The following is a 16,138-nucleotide window of genomic DNA, read 5'->3' on the forward strand; positions in this document are numbered from 1 at the left end:
CCCGACGCGCCGGCCACGCGTGCCCCGCCACGCGCTCCCGGCCGCGCGCCCCGACGGCAATCCTCACGTCGCGGCGCCGGGCGGTTCGCTACAATGGCCGCTGTCATCCTTTTGCAAACAATCCGCCCTTGGACTTCGAGACTCCTCCCGGCCTGTCGGTCGACGCCGGCGGCCAGGGTCAGACGGTGCGCCTGTACGGCCAATGGACCGCACTCGCGCTTGCGCGCAACCGCGGCGCGGTCGCGCGCCGCATCGCGGGCATCGCGTCCGGGCGCGTGAACGAATGGGATCTGTCCGGCATCGAGCGACTCGACCACGTCGGCGGCCAGGCGCTGTGGCGCGTGTGGGGCCGCAAGCTGCCGGCCGGCGTCGAGCTGTCCGCCACGCAGCGCACGATCTTCGAGCGGATCGAACGCCTCGACAGCCAGCGCGAGGCGCCCGAGCGCGTCGTGCGGTTCGATCCCGTCACGCGCCTCGGCCAGGCGATCTTCGCGTTCGCCGAACACCTGCAGGGCGGCATCGCGATGTTCGGCCTCGTGATCCTCGATGCGCTGTCGGTGCTGCGCCGCCCACAGACGATGCCGTGGAAGGAAACCTCGGCGAACATCTACAGCGCCGGCGCCCAGGCGCTGCCGATCACCGCGCTGGTCGCGTTCCTGATCGGCATCGTGCTGAGCTACCTGTCCGCGCAGCAGCTGCAGATGTTCGGCGCGAACCGCTACATCGTGAACATCCTCGGGCTGTCGGTGATCCGCGAGCTGGGGCCCGTGCTGTCGGCGATCCTCGTCGCGGGCCGCTCGGGCTCGGCGATCACCGCGCAGATCGGCGTGATGCGCGTGACCGAGGAGCTCGACGCGATGCGCGTGATGGGCATCCCGCACGGGTTGCGGCTGATCCTGCCGCGCGTGCTCGCGCTCGGCGTCGCGATGCCGCTGCTCGTGATGTGGACCAACATCATCGCGCTCACCGGCGGCGCGCTCGCCGCGAAGCTGGTGCTCGGCATCGACGTCAACTATTTCGTGCGCTCGCTGCCGGGCGTCGTGCCGATCGCGAACCTGTACATCGGCATCGGCAAGGGTGTCGTGTTCGGCATGCTGATCGCGCTGGTCGCCTGTCATTTCGGTTTCCGGATCAAGGCGAACTCGCAGAGCCTCGGCGAAGGGACGACGACCTCGGTCGTCTCGTCGATCACGGTCGTGATCCTCGCCGACGCGGTGTTCGCGATCCTGTTCCAGAACGTGGGGCTCGGATGAACGCGTCGAACGAACCGGCGGCCGGTGCCGCCAGCGCACATGCCGCGGCAATCGGCGCAGGCTCGGTCGGCACGCCGCCGGGCGCCGCCGTGCCCGGCGACGACCTCGTGATCGAGGTGCGCAACCTGACGAAGCGCTACGGGCGCAACATCATTCACCAGAAGCTCGATTTCGACGTGCGGCGCGGCGAGATCGTGGCGATCGTCGGCGGCTCGGGCTCGGGCAAGACGACGCTGGTGCGGCAGATCCTCGGCCTCGAGCGGCCGACGTCGGGCACGATCAAGGTGTTCGGCGAGGACACGTCGAAGATCGACGACGCGACCGCGCGGATGATGCGCACGCGCTCGGGGATGCTGTTCCAGCAGGGCGCGCTGTTTTCGTCGATGACGGTGTTCGACAACGTCGCGCAGCCGTTGCGCGAGCTCGGCCGCGTGCCGCCCGACCTGCTGCACGACATCGTGATGCTGAAGCTCGAGATGGTCGGGCTGCCGTGCAAGCACGCGTCGAAGATGCCGGCCGCGCTGTCGGGCGGGATGGTGAAGCGGGTCGGCATCGCGCGCGCGATCGCGCTCGAGCCGGAACTGCTGTTCCTCGACGAGCCGACCGCCGGCCTCGACCCGCAGGCGTCCGACGAATTCGTCGAGCTGATCGCGACGCTGCACCGCACGCTCGGGCTGACGGTCGTGATGGTGACGCACGATCTCGACACGATGGTCGCGCTGTCGACGCGCGTCGCGGTGCTGGCCGACCGCAAGGTGCTGGTCGCGGCCCCCGTCGAGGAGGCCGCGAACGTCGACCATCCGTTCATCCACGAATATTTCCTGGGGCTGCGCGGGCGCCGCGCACTGCAGGCGCTGCCGCCCGAGCGGCGCGCGAAGCTGCCGAAGGCGGCCCTCGAACCGGCGCCGTCGAGCGTCGATCTGTAAGCAAGGCAAGAAGCAAGGAACCCGCGAATGGAAAACAAATCACATGCGTTCTGGGCCGGCCTGTTCACGATCGCGCTGACGCTCGCGATCGCGGGCACCGTGTTCTGGTTCAACGTCGACCGTACCGTGCGCGTGCCGTACGACCTGCTCGCGCGCACCAACGTGACGGGCCTGTTCCCCGATGCGGCCGTGCGTTTTCGCGGCCTCGACGTCGGCAAGGTGCAGTCGATCGGCTTCGATCGCGCGCATCCGGGCCAGATTCGGATCCGGATCCTCGTCGATCGCGACGCGCCGATCACGCAGTCGACCTACGGCAGCCTCGGCTTCCAGGGCGTGACGGGCATCGCGTTCGTGCAGCTCGAGGATACGGGGCGCGACCTGGCGCCGCTGCCGTCGTCGCCGAAGGCGATCGCGCAGATCCCGATGCGGCCGAGCCTGTTCGACCAGATCCAGGAGCGCGGCGACGTGCTGCTGCGGCAGCTCGAGCTGGCGGCGAAAAGCGCGAACGCGCTGATGTCGCCGGAGATGCGCGAGCAGCTGCGCGCGACGGCCGAAAGCCTGCAGCACGCGGCGGACGGCGCGGCGACGCTGTCGAAGCAGCTCGCGCCGGCGGTGGCCGCGCTGCCGGAGACGATGCACCAGGTCGATCGCGCGATGGCATCGGCGAACACGCTGCTGCAGCCGAACGGGCCGCTCGTGTCGAACCTGAACAAGGCCGGCTCGGCTGCCGAGCAGGTCGGCGTCGCGCTGAACGACCTGAACGCGCGGGTCCAGTACGACACGCTGCCGCGTTTCAACGCGCTGGCCGGCAGCGTCGGCGATGCGTCGCGGCAATTGAAGGACGTCGCCGGTGAACTCGGCCGCAACCCGCGCAGTCTGTTGTTCGGCTCGCCCGGCTCCGCGCCCGGGCCCGGCGAGGCGGGCTTCGTCTGGCCGGGGGCCGGGGCCGCGGCCCGGAAATGAAGCGCATCGCCAGCCCGCCGCTCGACCGGCCCGGCGCGAGACCGGGCCATCACGCCATCAAAACCGGAAACATCATGCAGGAACATGCCATGCCACGAATCCTTGACCGCGCGCTGCGTCCGGCAGCGACCGCGCTCGCGGTGCTGACGCTCGCGTTCGCTGCCGGCTGCGCCGGCAACGCCGCGGCGCTGTCGAACGTCCGCTACGACCTCGGGCCGGCCGCATCGGTCGTCACGGCCGGCACCGGGCCCGCGCTGAAGGTGCTCGACGTCGCCGCGCCCGACGCGCTCGACACGGACAAGTTCGTCTACCGCCTCGCGTATGCGGATGCGCAGCGCATGGCCGTCTATCGCGACAGCCGCTGGACCGCGCCACCCGCGCAACTGCTCACGCAGCGGCTGCGCGGCGCGCTGTCGTCGCGCGGCGCGGTGCTCGAAGGTACCGACGGCGTGCGCGCGCCGACGCTGAAGGTCGACCTGAACGAATTCGAGCAGGTGTTCGACGGGCAGTCGCAGAGCCACGGCGCGGTCACCGCGCGCGCGACGCTGATGCAGGACGGCAAGGTGCTCGGCCAGCGCACCTTCGTCGCGCGCGCGCCGTCGAGCACGCCCGATGCGGAAGGCGGCGCGCGTGCGCTCGCGGCCGCGAGCGACGAGCTCGTGTCGCAGATCGCCGCGTGGGTCGGCGTGCAGGCGTACGCGGGCAACCCGTGACGCACCACGCGCAGCCGCGATGAGCGCGCCGGGCACGTCGCGCGCGTCGTCGCTGGCGCGGCAGGCGTTCGCCGCGTATGCGGCGCTCGTCGTCTATGCATCGCTGTATCCGTTCGACGGCTGGGTGTCGCTCGGCATCGGGCCGTTCGACTACCTGTTCGCGCCGATGCAGCGCTATGTGACCGCGTTCGACGTGGTCACCAACGTGCTCGGCTACCTGCCGTTCGGCGCGCTCGGCGTGCTCGCGCTGCATCCGCGCTGGCGCGGCGTGGTCGCGACGCTGATCGTGGGCGGCCTCGGCGTGCTGCTGTCGGGGTCGATGGAGGCGCTGCAGACCTACCTTCCGACGCGTGTCGCGTCGAATCTCGACCTCGCGGCCAACGCGCTCGGCGCGCTGCTCGGCGCGGCGCTCGCCGCACCGGCCACCGGCGCGCTGCTCGAGCGCGGCGCGCTGCGCCGGCTGCGCTTCGCGTGGTTCGAGCCCGACGGCGCGACGCCGCTGCTGCTCGCCGGACTGTGGCCGTTCGCGATCCTGTTTCCGTCGCCGTTCCTGTTCGGCATCGGCGACTGGCCGGCCGCGCTGTGGGAACGCGCCGACGGCTCGATGCAGGACGCGCTGCTCGCGTGGCTGCCGGCCGCGTGGCGCGTGAGCGAATGGCCCGAGCGTGTCGACGGCTGGCTGTCCGACTCCGCGTGGGAAGCCGCGCTCGGTGGCCTGATGCTGTTCGCCGCGCTGGCGATCGCGTCGCTCGCGATGCGCGAGCGCGCGCCGCGCGTGCGGCTCCTGATCGGGTTCGTCGTCGCGACGCTCGCGCTGAAGGCGGCTGCGACCTTCATGCAGTCGAGCACCGGCCTCGTCGTCGTGTGGGCGACGCCCGGTGCGCGGCTCGGCATCGAGCTCGGCTTCGCGGCGGCCCTGCTCGCATTGCGCGTGCCGGCCGCGTGGCGCGCGCTGCTCGCGGCGCTCGCGCTGCTGGCCGGCGTGGCGCTCGTCAACCTGCTGCCTGTCAACCCGTTCTTCGACTTCACGCTGTCGGGCTGGCGGCAGGGCCGCTACGTGCACTTCAACAGCATCGCGCGCTGGCTCGCGTGGATCTGGCCCTACGCGGCGCTGATCTGGCTCGGCCAGCGCGTCGAGCACGCGTGGCTGCCGGCCGCGCCGCGGCGCTGACGCGGCACGCCGGGCAGGGCGGCCACGGTTCGGTCGCGGGCAGCGGCGCGCGCCGCTCGTTATAATCGTCCGCACATCCGTTGCCGCGCGCAACGGCGATCGCCCCTCTTTCCGCCCGGCACCGCGCCGGGCCGCTCGTCACCATCATGGATTCCTACTACCAGCACCACGTCTTCTTCTGCCTGAACCAGCGCGACCCGGGCGCCGAGCGTCCGAGCTGCGCGCAATGCGATGCGCAGACCATGCAGGAATACGCGAAAAAGCGCGTGAAGGAACTCGGCCTCGCGGGGCCCGGCAAGGTCCGCATCAACAAGGCCGGCTGCCTCGACCGCTGCGAGGAAGGGCCCGTGATGGTCGTGTATCCGGAAGGCACGTGGTACACGTACGTCGACCAGGCCGACATCGACGAGATCGTCGAATCGCACCTGCGCGACGGCAAGGTCGTCGAGCGCCTGAAGATCTGAGCGGGCCGGCAGAATGAACGTTCATACGCAGAAGTCGCTGATCGCCGGCCCGGTCGGGCAGATCGAAATCGCGGTCGACCTGCCGGACGCCATGCGCGACGGCAGCGCCGCGCCGCGCGGCATCGCGCTCGTCGCGCACCCGCATCCGCTGTTCGGCGGCACGATGGACAACAAGGTCGCGCAAACCCTTGCGCGCACGCTGGTCCAGCTCGGCTACGTGGTGTACCGGTCCAACTTCCGCGGCGTCGGCGCGACCGAGGGCGTGCACGACAACGGCATCGGTGAGGCCGACGACCTGCTTGCCGTGCTCGCGCACATGCGCGCGCAGCCCGCGTGTGCGGACCTGCCGCTCGTGCTCGCGGGCTTCTCGTTCGGCACCTTCGTGCTGTCGCATGTCGCGAAGCGGCTGCGCGACGCGGGCGAGACGATCGAGCGGATGGTGTTCGTCGGCACGGCCGCGAGCCGCTGGCAGGTCGCCGAGGTGCCGGAGAACACGCTGGTGATCCACGGCGAAACCGACGACACGGTGCCGATCGCGTCGGTGTACGACTGGGCGCGGCCGCAGGAACTGCCGGTCGTCGTGATCCCCGGCGCCGAGCATTTCTTCCATCGCAAGCTGCACGTGCTGAAGCGCATCATCGTCGACGCGTGGCGTTGATGCGCTGAACCCGGCGTGCGGCGCCGCTGCCGCACGCGTGCGATGTCGCCGCTCGCGCGACATCGCGCCGCATCGTGTCACGGCACGGTCGCACATGCTCGCTGCGGCGCGGCGCAATCCGACTTGCACGGCGCCTGCGCACGCCTTTCGCGCGGCTTCGATCACCCTCTCTCGCAGCGAAGCCTCGCCATCCTCTCGAAGTCGGCGTGCGGCCGCCCGGGCCACGGTTCCCGAAAACGCCGTTCGCAGCCACGTATAATGGCCGCAATTCGCGTCGCCCGCGGCCCGGCTGGGCCCATGCGGCGCTCGTTTCGCCGCCTGTCCGCCCGCTCGCGACGGCCGCGAACCGAACGCGTCCGCACGAGTCCAACCGGCGCGTTTCGCGCCGTCCGACGCAGTCGGACGAACGCCGGAACGCCCGCCGCCTTGCCGTTCAACCCTTGCGCGTTTCGCGCCGCACTTTCTGCCATCAGCCTGAATCGATCATGCGTCTGTCTCCCCAAGGCCTCAAGTCCCTCGCTTCTTCCATCGCCTTCGGCACCGCCGCGCGCAACGTCGCGCTCGGCGTGATGCTGCCCGTCGCGCTCGCGTCGACGATCGTCGTCGCCGAGGCGAAGCCGGCCGCCAAGGCCAAGGCCGCGCATGCCGCGCCGGCCGCCGCCGCCGCCGAGCAGTTCACCGGCGCGCCCGCGACCTTCATGCCGGGCGCGGTGCCGCCGCCGGGCGTGAACGCGCGCTCGTGGGTGCTCGTCGATGCGACGAGCAACACGGTGCTCGCCTCGGGCAACGCCGACGAACGCGTCGAGCCCGCATCGCTGACGAAGCTGATGACGGCCTACCTGGTGTTCGAGGCGCTCGACAAGAAGAAGATCTCGATGGAGCAGATCGTCACGCCGAGCGTCGCGGTACGCCGCGTCGGCACCGACGAGTCGCGCATGTTCATCGAGGCGAACAAGCCGGTGTCGGTGCACGACCTCGTGTACGGGATGATCATCCAGTCGGGCAACGACGCCGCGATCGCGCTGGCCGAACTCGTCGGCGGCAGCGAAGGGCAGTTCGTCACGCTGATGAACGACGAGGCGGCGCGCCTCGGCATGAAGGGCACCCACTTCGCCGACGTGAACGGCATGCCCGACCCGAACCACTACACGACGGCCGGCGACCTCGCGAAGCTGTCCGCGCACCTGATCCGCGATTTTCCGCAGTACTACAGCATCTTCTCGGAGAAGGAATTCAAGTACAACAACATCCGCCAGGGCAACCGCAACCGCCTGCTGTGGCTGGATCCGACGGTCGACGGCCTGAAGACGGGCCATACGCAGGCGGCCGGCTACTGCCTGATCGCGTCGGCGAAGCGCGCGATCCCGGGTGTCGACAGCCAGCGGCGTCTCGTGTCGGTGATGATGGGCGAGCAGAAGGAAGGCGAGCGCACGCAGGACAGCATGAAGATGCTGAACTACGGCTATAGCGCGTTCGACGCGGTGCGCCTGTTCAAGGGCGGCCAGGCGATGTCGACGCCGCGCATCTACAAGGGCAAGGAAAACACCGTGCAGGTCGGCGTGAAGGGCGACCAGTGGGTGACCGTGCCGCGCGGCCTGGGCGACAAGGTCAAGCCGGAAGTCGAGGTCAACGCGCCGCTGATCGCGCCGCTCGCGGAAGGCCAGCAGGTCGGTACCGTGAAGATCGTCGCCGATGGCAAGACGCTGTCGGAGTTCCCGGTCGTCGCGCTGCAGGCCGTGCCGGAAGCGGGTATCTTCGGCCGTATCTGGGACTCGATCCTGCTGATGTTCAGCAAGAAGAAGTAAGCGCGACGGGCCTTTGTTTTCACGACTTCATCCCCATCTGTCATTGCCATGAGCCAAGCCGAATTCGAACCGATCGTCTACCTCAGCGTGTCGTCGCACGAGGAACTGGTGCCGCTGTCGGAAGCCCGCGTGCCGGTGCTCGACCGCGGGTTCATCTTCGGCGATGGCGTGTATGAAGTCGTCCCCGTTTATGCGCATGACGGCGCGCATGTGCCGTTCCGGATCGAACAGCATCTGGACCGGCTCGCGCGCAGCCTGAAGAAGATCGGCATCGACAATCCGCATGACGCGGCCGGCTGGCGCGCGCTGATCGAGCGCGTGGTCGCCGCGAATGCGGAAGGCCTCGGCGACGGCCATGCGCTCGTCTACCTGCAGGTGACGCGCGGTGTCGCGAAGCGCGGCCACGCGTTCCCGGCGAATACGGTGCCGACGGTGTTCGCGATGACGAGCCCGCTGCGCCTGCCGTCGGACGAGGAGCGCGCGCAGGGCGTGCGCTGCGTGACGGCCGAGGATCGCCGCTGGCTGCATTGCGACATCAAGTCGATCTCGCTGCTCGGCAACGTGTTGATGGCGCAGCATGCGGCCGAACGCGACGCGTTCGAGACGATCCAGCTGCGCGACGACAACGTGACCGAAGGTTCGTCGTCGAACGTGTGGGTCGTGAAGAACGGCGAGCTGTACGCGCCGCCGCGCAGCAACAGGATCCTCGAAGGGATCCGCTACGCGCTGGTCGAGCAGCTGGCCGACGAATGCGGCATTCCGTTCGTCGCGCGAGAGATCAGCGAAGCCGAGCTGCGCTCGGCGGACGAGATCATGATCACGTCGGCCACGAAGGAGATTTTGCCCGTCACGTCGCTCGACGACCTGCCCGTGCAGGGCGGCAAGCCGGGCCCCGTGTTCGCGGCGTTGTACGACGCGTACCAGCGTGCGAAGGCACGCGAGTTTGAACAGTTTGACCTAACCCGGAGAAAGTGATGAGCGAACCGACCAAAACCATCGAGGTCACCGGCGCGATCGATGCCCGGAAGGAGTCGCTGCTGGAGTTTCCGTGCGACTTCCCGATCAAGATCATGGGCAAGGCGCACCCGGAGTTCAAGGATACGATCTTCAAGGTCGTGGCCGTCCACGACAACGAGATCGACGTCGAGAAGATCGAGGAGCGTGCCTCGAGCGGCGGCAACTACACCGGCCTCACGATCACCGTGCGCGCCACGAGCCAGCAACAGCTCGACGACATCTACCGCGCACTGACCGGCCATCCGATGGTCAAGGTCGTGCTCTGAGCGCCGCTTTCCATCCTCCTTCCTGCGCGCACTCGGCGGGGGTTTTCCCCGCCGCGCGCCGCGCGTCCAGCTCGTCGCACAGCTGCTGGTACTCCGCGACTTCCTGAAGCAGCCAGGTCCTGAACGCCTGCACGCGCGGCGTGTTCACGAGCGGCGGCGGACACACGAAAAAATAGTGCCACGGGCTCTGCCCGTCGATGTCGAACAGGCGCACGAGGCGCCCGTCCAGCAGGTCGTGCACCGCGAGCGAGCGGCGCACCAGCGCGATGCCCTGGCCGTCGATCGCGGCCAGCAGCAGGTTCGACGAATCCTGGTACAGAATCCCGCGTTTCGGCTCGGTGAGCGTATCGAGCCCCGCCGCGTCGAACCACGGCCGCCACAGCTCGTCGTCCGAGCGCAGCAGGTTGTAGTGCACGAGATCGGCGGGCGTCTGCGGCAGCTTGCCGCCGTTCAGCGTCGGCGAGCACGCCGGAAAGAACACTTCCTCGAACAGCGGCTCGACGTGCAGCCCCGGATAGCTGCCGGAGCCGAAGCGGATCGCGAGATCGACGTCGTCGCGCGCGAAGTCGGTGAGCGAGTTGGTGGACTGCAACTCGACGTCGATTTCCGGATGCCGCTCGATGAACGTGCCGATGCGCGGCGTGATGAAGCGCGCGGCGAACGACGACAGCATCGACACCACCAGCCGCCGTCCGCGGTCGCTCGCGCGCACCTCGCGCGTCGCATCGGCGATCTGCATCAGCGCGGTGCGGACCTGCTGCGCGTAGCGCATGCCGGCGTCGGTCAGGCACAGCCGCTTGCCGTTGCGCGTGAACAGTTGCACGCCGAGCTCCTCCTCGAGCGCGCGAACCTGGTGGCTGACCGCGCCGTGGGTGACGTACAGCTCGTCGGCGGCGCGGGAGAAATTCTCGTGACGGGCGGCGGCTTCGAACGCGCGAATCGCGTTCAGCGCAGGCAGCTGGCGGAGGTCCATTTGCTAATTTTCCTCACATCGACGTGAAAATTGGTCGTTTTGTCGGGTGCCTTGAAGTGACTACGATTGTAGCCATCGAAGCATTTATTGGCGGAGTCGATCATGCAAGAAATTTCTTCAAGCATCACGTTCGAAATCCCCGCGGGCGAGACCGTGCCGATGAAGGTGCAGCGCAGCACGCGTCTGACGGTGCAATGCGGGCCGGTGTGGGCGACGCGCAGCAACGACGTCGAAGACTACTTCCTGGTCGACGGCGAGACGCTCCGGCTGCGTCGCGGCGAGCGGCTGTGGCTCAGTGCGGAAGGCCGGCAGGGCGCGCAGGTCGCGTTCTCGGTGTCGCGGCCGGCCGGGGAAGTCGCGCGCGGCGCGCTGGCGCGGCTGCGCAACCGCGTGAACGCGCTGTTCCACGACGGCTGGCGCACCGTCTGACCGACCTTTCCTCCGACGGATGCTCGCGATCCGTCCCCTTCCCGGGCCGGCGAGACGCATGGGTTTTCGGTAAACTAGCGCCCATGTCCGTCTCGCCGGTTGCCATCGTGTCCACGCCTGTCGCTGTTTCCGAATCGCCCGCCGGGTCTCCGGTCCGGCCCGTCGTGCCGGTCACCGTGCGTTGGCGGGGCAGCGAGGCCTACGAGACGAGCTTCGACGCGATGCGCGCGTTCACCGACACGCGCACGGCCGACACCGGCGACGAAATCTGGGTCGTCGAGCATCCGCCCGTCTACACGCTCGGCCAGGCCGGCGACCCGGCCCACCTGCTGGTGGCCGACAGCGGCGTGCCGCTCGTGAAGGTCGACCGCGGCGGGCAAATCACCTACCACGGCCCCGGCCAGATCGTCGCCTACCTGCTGCTGGACCTGCGCCGGCGCAAGCTGATGGTGCGCACGCTCGTGACGAAGATCGAGGAGGCCGTGATCGAAACCCTCGCGGCGTATAATCTCGCTTCGGTCCGCAAGGCGGGCGCGCCGGGCATCTACGTGGCATCCGGCGTGCACGAAGGCGCGAAGATCGCGGCCCTCGGCCTGAAGATCCGCAACGGCTGCAGCTATCACGGGCTGAGCCTGAACGTGAAGATGGATCTGCGCCCGTTTCTCGCGATCAACCCGTGCGGCTATGCCGGACTGGAAACCGTCGACATGGCGAGCCTCGAGGTTGCCGCCGACTGGAACGACGTCGCCCACACGCTGGTGGGTCGTCTGATTGCCAACCTCGATGGCGCATCCGCGGCCGCCGACAAGCCGCAGGCACTGGAACATTCGAATGACTGACGTTACCGCTTCCCCCGCACCGGCCGACTCGGCCGCGACCGCTGCCTACGATCCCACCGCCAAGCAGAAGGCGCAGGCGAAGACGGCGCGCATCCCGATCAAGGTCGTTCCGATCGAGAAGCTGAAGAAGCCGGAGTGGATCCGCGTGAAGGCGGCCACCGGCAGCTCGCGCTTCAACGAGATCAAGACGATCCTGCGCGAGCACAACCTGCATACCGTGTGCGAGGAAGCGAGCTGCCCGAACATCGGCGAATGCTTCGGCAAGGGCACCGCGACGTTCATGATCATGGGCGACAAGTGCACGCGCCGCTGCCCGTTCTGCGACGTCGGCCACGGCCGTCCCGATCCGCTCGACGCGGACGAACCGAAGAATCTCGCGCGCACGATCGCGGCGCTCAAGCTCAAGTACGTGGTGATCACGAGCGTCGACCGCGACGACCTGCGCGACGGTGGCGCCGCCCACTTCGTCGAGTGCATCCGTGAAGTGCGCGAGCAGTCGCCGGACACGCGCATCGAGATCCTGACGCCGGACTTCCGCGGCCGTCTCGACCGCGCGATCTCGATCCTGAACGCCGCGCCGCCCGACGTGATGAACCACAACCTCGAAACGGTGCCGCGCCTGTACAAGGAAGCGCGCCCGGGTTCGGACTACGCGCACTCGCTGAAGCTGCTGAAGGACTTCAAGGCGCTGCATCCGGACGTCGCGACGAAGTCGGGCCTGATGGTCGGCCTCGGCGAGACCGAAGAGGAAATCCTGCAGGTGATGCGCGACCTGCGCGCGCACGACGTCGACATGCTGACGATCGGCCAGTACCTGCAACCTTCCGAGCACCACCTGCCGGTGCGTGCGTACGTGCATCCGGATACGTTCAAGATGTACGAGGAAGAGGCGTACAAGATGGGCTTCACGCACGCGGCCGTCGGCGCGATGGTGCGTTCGAGCTATCACGCCGATCTGCAGGCGCATGGGGCCGGGGTGGTCTGATTGCTCCAGACGCTCGATGCATAAAAGAACCCGCTACGCGGGTTTTTTTATGCAGTTCTTCGTCTCGATATCCTGACGAAGTGAAGCAACGGCTTCTGGCGCAAGAGCGATTTCGTCAGCGCTTCCACGGGCTTTTAGTCCTCAAGCTTGCGAAACCGGACATCGCGCATTCTGATACTCTCGACCCACAGTTCCCAATCCTCGGCTGAGATATAAGCGCCGGTCTCTTTCCTGCCCTCTTCCAGAAAGCTCGTCTGTTCATCCAGGCTCAGGCTTTCCCAGAACGAGTCCCATACATGGTTCAGCCAGTAGTGAGGATCACCCTGACTGATATGCAGAATCGGTCCAAACTCATACAACGTGATCCACGGAGCGGCGGGGTGGAAGCCTTGCTCCGAGAGCTTGGCAATCAGTTCAACATCGTTGGAGAGCAAGCGCACGTCGCGCCCTGAAAACCTCCATGTGGCGGAGATGATGGTACTCAGCGACTGCCCGTCGACTTCGCGCATGAACTGAAAATACGCAACCTCTTGTCTGCCTTGCCGCACCAGATTGAGCAAAGTCGGAAACTGACTGGGCTGAACGTGATGAACCAGCCCAAAAGCATTGATACCCGCATCGCCTTGATATATCGGCTTGGGGTAGGCAGGAAGTTGCTGCTTTTTTGGGTCGAGCGAGCCGGAACCGAAAATGGCTTGCAATTCACCGAGTGGCTTTCCAAAGGCGTCTTCCAGACTCTTCAGACTTTCACGCTCTGCCCGCTTCGTTTGCAACTCTTCAACCTTGCGCCTGAAGAAAGACACATCCCCTCCTCATCATTTATCTGGAATCTGATCGGCAATCATCGAGCCGCCGAAATAGCCGACAGCACCAAAGAGGATGCCACCGATGGCACCGGTTATTACGGCGCCAGGCCCGAGTTCAACACCGACCAGCGCGCCCGCTGTAGCACCGACTCTGGCTCCAGCAACGGCGCCGGCCCAACTACCTGCCCACCCGCCAGCCTGGCGAATGACTTCCTTTTCCAGAGGACGAATGGACTTTAGACGAATCGATTCATTGGATGCAACCGAGAGGTCATAGCCTGTAAAAGCGAGCCCGACAACCCGCACAACACGAGCATATTTGACGATGCCGAGGCTGATAGCCAAGCCACGCTGCGAGAACACGCCTTCACCGGGCACCATGGGCCGTGGCTGAACCAGAACCTCCTTGTCCATGGCCAGGACTTTTTGCTTGATATGCTCCGCCCACCGCTTGTCTTTTGAGCGAGCCTCGGCCGCATACTTATCGATGGCTTGAACGATCTCATCGGTTGTCACGAGCTTCGCGCCTGCTCGCTTGGCTTTGGCGATGTCGACATACACGGTCTTGCCCGCCATTCTCCCCGTGCCTGTAGGATAGATGCTACTGGTAGATGCATAGGAAGTTAGCTTGTCGTATTCCAGCACGTGGTCAACGACACTGCCTGGAGCTTTGGGACCGCCCTTGCTCCACAGACCATATTTTTCTGGATAGACTTCGCGCATCTCGCCAAGTGGCGAGAGTTCAAGTTGCTTCAGATATGGATTGTCGATCGTGCTGTACGTGTGACGGACCAGCATGCCATCCTTGCCGACTTCTTCAACAGTAACAAAGAAGAAAATGCGAGCAGGCATGTGATGCCCGAGCACGTCATACTTGGAGTCAGCGGTAGCGTTTGTCGTTGTTCGATAGACGAAGTTGCTCATTGTTCCCACCGCTCCAGAGCTTGCAGACCTACTGCAATGTCCAGCTTTGACACATCCTTCGTGTAGACACGAGGACAGTAACCTTGGGAATCCGTCAGTCCCTTATAGACCGCCCCTGCTGACGTGCGAATGTGATATGGGGAACTGCAAACAGGTTGATTGTTACCGTCGAGCACGCGCACGCGCTCATCGCAGTTGCCTCGATACTCTTCCGTCAGAGATTGCCCGGAAGGTCCGTACCCCATCTCGGTGAGATTGTGAGACTCGAAGCTATGAAAGCTATCGGTTTGGGAGGCAATCATCACGGGAGGAGGATGGCATTTGCAAAGGCACAAGTCGCCATCAAGAGCCTGTTCTTTGCCCATCTTATGATCGGGCCAACGAGGACCTTGAGCCGCGATGACACCCGTGGACTGGCACGCATTACAAACGACTTGAGCGCCAACAAAAGTCAGGGCTGTACCGTGATGCGTGCAACTGTCTACCCCCTCGATGACGATGCCACCCGTAGTTGACTTGTCGCCTACCTTAAGCAAGTACCGTTTCATGCTCATTATCCGTTTTTCGCAACGGACAAAGAAATATCATCGTGGCATTGGGCGCAGCAATTAGACGGGTACTAAAAACCCTGTAATCCGAATTTTTTTGAAGTATCGTGGTTTTGACCGATTTTTCATCCCTGGATCCGCGGAGCGTGAGACGTCCCGCAAGTTGGCTACGATCTCGAATCGACCGACGCGCGGCAACGGCCCGTCCCCGCACCACAATCGTCACCCGACCGGACACGCAATCCGGTCGAGCATGGAAAGCAAAGCTGAAACGGCATCGATAGCTTCGCAGGATAAGTTCGCTCCCGCCGCGCGCAAAGCTCGTAAAGTCGGCTCTCCCGCAGCAATGCCCGCATTCCGAAGGAGAGTCGCATGTCCCGTTTCAGCTTCGTCCGCCGCGCCGTCGTCGCGCTGACCGCCTTTGCCGCGCTGGGCGCGGCGCACGCCGAATCGCGCGAGGTCGTGATCGCGTACCAGGACATGGTCGTGCCGTGGCGCTATGCGCAGGCGAGCGGTGAAGTCGAAAAGGCGACCGGCTACAAGGTCACGTTCCGCAAGCTCGACAGCGGCGCCGACGTGATCCGCGCGCTCGCGTCGGGCTCCGTGCAGCTCGGCGAGGCCGGTTCCAGCCCGATCGCGGCCGGCCTGTCGCAGGGGCTCGACATCTCGCTGTTCTGGGTGCTCGACAACATCAACGACGCCGAGGCGCTCGTCGCGCGCAACGGCTCGGGCGTCACGAACGTCGCCGGGCTGAAGGGCAAGAAGATCGGCGTGCCGTTCGTGTCGACGTCGCACTTCCATACGCTCGTCGCGCTGCAGGCCGCGGGCGTCAATCCGAACGACGTGAAGATCGTCAACCTGCGTCCGCCCGAAGTCGCGGCTGCGTGGGCGCGCGGCGACATCGACGCGACCTACATCTGGGATCCGGTGCTCGCGAAGGTCAAGCAGTCGGGCACCGTGCTCACGACGTCGGGCCAGGTTGCGAAGGAAAGCGGCAAGTCGACCTTCGACGGCTTCGTCGTGAGCCGCAAGTTCGCGCGCGAGAACCCCGAGTTCGTCACGCGCTTCGTGAAGGTGCTCGCGGCGGCAGACGCCGACTACCGCGCGCACGCTGCCGCGTGGAAGGTCGGTTCGCCGCAGGTCGCGGCGGTCGCGAAGGTGTCCGGCGCGAACGCGCAGGACGTGCCGGCCAGCCTCGCGCTCTACGCGTTCCCGACGGCGGCCGAGCAGGCTTCGCCGACGTGGCTCGGCGGCGGCGCGCAATCGGGCGCCGCGAAGTCGCTCGCGGCCACGGCCACGTTCCTCAAATCGCAAGGCACGATCCAGACGGTGCTGTCCGACTATTCGGCCGGCGTCGATCCGCAGTTCGTGCAGAAGGCCGCGCGCTGAGCGCGGCCG

The 16,138-nt window shown here is 66.5% G+C and carries 18 protein-coding genes; 14 read left to right on the forward strand and 4 right to left on the reverse strand.

The genetic code is table 11. From position 1 onward, the window contains the following. Window positions 1-128 precede the first annotated feature (128 nt). The 10 genes from DIE02_RS21530 (at window position 129) to DIE02_RS21575 (ending at window position 9,236) form a co-directional block, all read left to right on the forward strand. Window positions 129-1,253 (forward strand): ABC transporter permease, encoded by a 1,125-nt coding sequence (locus tag DIE02_RS21530; RefSeq protein ID WP_044846763.1) that lies wholly within the window; start codon window positions 129-131, stop codon window positions 1,251-1,253. Then, window positions 1,250-2,179, forward strand: a complete 930-nt coding sequence (locus tag DIE02_RS21535; protein ID WP_124486560.1) for an ABC transporter ATP-binding protein — start codon at window positions 1,250-1,252, stop codon at window positions 2,177-2,179. Before DIE02_RS21530 ends, DIE02_RS21535 begins: the two co-directional genes overlap by 4 nt. Before the next feature lie 27 nt (window positions 2,180-2,206). Then, entirely contained in the window at window positions 2,207-3,142 is a 936-nt protein-coding gene (locus tag DIE02_RS21540) for an MlaD family protein (RefSeq protein ID WP_124486559.1), read from the forward strand. Between the two features lie 89 nt (window positions 3,143-3,231). Then, a complete protein-coding gene (locus DIE02_RS21545) occupies window positions 3,232-3,855 on the forward strand; it encodes an ABC-type transport auxiliary lipoprotein family protein (RefSeq protein ID WP_044846778.1) in 624 nt (207 codons plus the stop codon). A 19-nt stretch (window positions 3,856-3,874) separates the two neighbouring features. Continuing rightward, window positions 3,875-5,026: a VanZ family protein gene (locus DIE02_RS21550; RefSeq protein WP_124486558.1), complete on the forward strand. Its 1,152-nt coding sequence runs from the start codon at window positions 3,875-3,877 to the stop codon at window positions 5,024-5,026. Between the two features lie 146 nt (window positions 5,027-5,172). After that, a complete protein-coding gene (locus DIE02_RS21555) occupies window positions 5,173-5,490 on the forward strand; it encodes a ferredoxin (protein ID WP_044846759.1) in 318 nt (105 codons plus the stop codon). 13 nt (window positions 5,491-5,503) lie between these two features. Continuing rightward, a complete protein-coding gene (locus tag DIE02_RS21560; RefSeq protein WP_124486557.1) occupies window positions 5,504-6,148 on the forward strand; it encodes an alpha/beta hydrolase in 645 nt (214 codons plus the stop codon). 485 nt (window positions 6,149-6,633) lie between these two features. Next, window positions 6,634-7,953, forward strand: a complete 1,320-nt coding sequence (locus tag DIE02_RS21565) for a D-alanyl-D-alanine carboxypeptidase family protein (RefSeq protein ID WP_124486556.1) — start codon at window positions 6,634-6,636, stop codon at window positions 7,951-7,953. A gap of 48 nt (window positions 7,954-8,001) precedes the next feature. Beyond that, window positions 8,002-8,928 (forward strand): D-amino acid aminotransferase, encoded by a 927-nt coding sequence (locus tag DIE02_RS21570; RefSeq protein WP_124486555.1) that lies wholly within the window; start codon window positions 8,002-8,004, stop codon window positions 8,926-8,928. Beyond that, window positions 8,928-9,236 carry a YbeD family protein gene (locus DIE02_RS21575; protein WP_044846755.1) on the forward strand — a complete coding sequence of 103 codons (309 nt, stop codon included), beginning with the start codon at window positions 8,928-8,930 and terminating at the stop codon, window positions 9,234-9,236. The genes DIE02_RS21570 and DIE02_RS21575 overlap by 1 nt, the downstream gene beginning before the upstream one ends. Here DIE02_RS21575 and DIE02_RS21580 read toward each other — a convergent pair. Further along, a complete protein-coding gene (locus DIE02_RS21580; protein WP_044846754.1) occupies window positions 9,220-10,209 on the reverse strand; it encodes a transcriptional regulator GcvA in 990 nt (329 codons plus the stop codon). The genes DIE02_RS21575 and DIE02_RS21580 overlap by 17 nt on opposite strands. A 102-nt stretch (window positions 10,210-10,311) precedes the next feature. Here DIE02_RS21580 and DIE02_RS21585 point away from each other — a divergent pair, with 102 nt between their 5' ends. The 3 genes from DIE02_RS21585 (at window position 10,312) to lipA (ending at window position 12,462) form a co-directional block, all read left to right on the forward strand. Continuing rightward, window positions 10,312-10,638, forward strand: a complete 327-nt coding sequence (locus DIE02_RS21585; protein WP_044846777.1) for a DUF2917 domain-containing protein — start codon at window positions 10,312-10,314, stop codon at window positions 10,636-10,638. Between the two features lie 83 nt (window positions 10,639-10,721). Next, window positions 10,722-11,477, forward strand: a complete 756-nt coding sequence (gene lipB / locus DIE02_RS21590; protein WP_044846753.1) for a lipoyl(octanoyl) transferase LipB — start codon at window positions 10,722-10,724, stop codon at window positions 11,475-11,477. After that, entirely contained in the window at window positions 11,470-12,462 is a 993-nt protein-coding gene (gene lipA / locus DIE02_RS21595; RefSeq protein ID WP_124486554.1) for a lipoyl synthase, read from the forward strand. Before lipB ends, lipA begins: the two co-directional genes overlap by 8 nt. Before the next feature lie 134 nt (window positions 12,463-12,596). On the opposite strand, the gene DIE02_RS21600 is transcribed toward lipA, so the two are convergent. Genes DIE02_RS21600 through DIE02_RS21610 form a run of 3 tightly spaced genes read right to left on the reverse strand, consistent with a single transcriptional unit; the run spans window position 12,597 to window position 14,740 of the window. Next, window positions 12,597-13,265, reverse strand: coding sequence for a hypothetical protein (locus DIE02_RS21600; protein WP_124486553.1), 669 nt, complete (start codon window positions 13,263-13,265; stop codon window positions 12,597-12,599). A 12-nt stretch (window positions 13,266-13,277) separates the two neighbouring features. After that, window positions 13,278-14,192, reverse strand: a complete 915-nt coding sequence (locus tag DIE02_RS21605) for a glycine zipper family protein (RefSeq protein ID WP_124486552.1) — start codon at window positions 14,190-14,192, stop codon at window positions 13,278-13,280. After that, complete coding sequence (locus DIE02_RS21610) at window positions 14,189-14,740, reverse strand: PAAR domain-containing protein (RefSeq protein WP_124486551.1); 552 nt, start codon at window positions 14,738-14,740, stop codon at window positions 14,189-14,191. The genes DIE02_RS21605 and DIE02_RS21610 overlap by 4 nt, the downstream gene beginning before the upstream one ends. Window positions 14,741-15,112: 372 nt before the next feature. Here DIE02_RS21610 and tauA point away from each other — a divergent pair, with 372 nt between their 5' ends. Continuing rightward, on the forward strand, window positions 15,113-16,129 hold the full coding sequence (tauA, locus tag DIE02_RS21615) for a taurine ABC transporter substrate-binding protein (RefSeq protein WP_124486550.1): 1,017 nt from the start codon (window positions 15,113-15,115) through the stop codon (window positions 16,127-16,129). The last annotated feature ends 9 nt before the right edge of the window (window positions 16,130-16,138 follow it).

It is taken from the genome of Burkholderia sp. Bp8991 (assembly GCF_003853795.1).
GTDB lineage: Bacteria > Pseudomonadota > Gammaproteobacteria > Burkholderiales > Burkholderiaceae > Burkholderia.

Bases quoted from the DNA above. Each gene is read 5' to 3' on its own strand.
- DIE02_RS21555 (WP_044846759.1), top strand. From the start codon at position 5,173: ATGGATTCCTACTACCAGCACCACGTCTTCTTCTGCCTGAACCAGCGC.
- tauA (WP_124486550.1), top strand. From the start codon at position 15,113: ATGTCCCGTTTCAGCTTCGTCCGCCGCGCCGTCGTCGCGCTGACCGCC.
- DIE02_RS21585 (WP_044846777.1), top strand. From the start codon at position 10,312: ATGCAAGAAATTTCTTCAAGCATCACGTTCGAAATCCCCGCGGGCGAG.
- lipB (WP_044846753.1), top strand. From the start codon at position 10,722: ATGTCCGTCTCGCCGGTTGCCATCGTGTCCACGCCTGTCGCTGTTTCC.
- DIE02_RS21535 (WP_124486560.1), top strand. From the start codon at position 1,250: ATGAACGCGTCGAACGAACCGGCGGCCGGTGCCGCCAGCGCACATGCC.
- DIE02_RS21550 (WP_124486558.1), top strand. From the start codon at position 3,875: ATGAGCGCGCCGGGCACGTCGCGCGCGTCGTCGCTGGCGCGGCAGGCG.
- DIE02_RS21540 (WP_124486559.1), top strand. From the start codon at position 2,207: ATGGAAAACAAATCACATGCGTTCTGGGCCGGCCTGTTCACGATCGCG.
- lipA (WP_124486554.1), top strand. From the start codon at position 11,470: ATGACTGACGTTACCGCTTCCCCCGCACCGGCCGACTCGGCCGCGACC.
- DIE02_RS21560 (WP_124486557.1), top strand. From the start codon at position 5,504: ATGAACGTTCATACGCAGAAGTCGCTGATCGCCGGCCCGGTCGGGCAG.
- DIE02_RS21565 (WP_124486556.1), top strand. From the start codon at position 6,634: ATGCGTCTGTCTCCCCAAGGCCTCAAGTCCCTCGCTTCTTCCATCGCC.
- DIE02_RS21605 (WP_124486552.1), bottom strand. From the start codon at position 14,192: ATGAGCAACTTCGTCTATCGAACAACGACAAACGCTACCGCTGACTCC.
- DIE02_RS21610 (WP_124486551.1), bottom strand. From the start codon at position 14,740: ATGAAACGGTACTTGCTTAAGGTAGGCGACAAGTCAACTACGGGTGGC.
- DIE02_RS21580 (WP_044846754.1), bottom strand. From the start codon at position 10,209: ATGGACCTCCGCCAGCTGCCTGCGCTGAACGCGATTCGCGCGTTCGAA.
- DIE02_RS21575 (WP_044846755.1), top strand. From the start codon at position 8,928: ATGAGCGAACCGACCAAAACCATCGAGGTCACCGGCGCGATCGATGCC.
- DIE02_RS21545 (WP_044846778.1), top strand. From the start codon at position 3,232: ATGCCACGAATCCTTGACCGCGCGCTGCGTCCGGCAGCGACCGCGCTC.
- DIE02_RS21570 (WP_124486555.1), top strand. From the start codon at position 8,002: ATGAGCCAAGCCGAATTCGAACCGATCGTCTACCTCAGCGTGTCGTCG.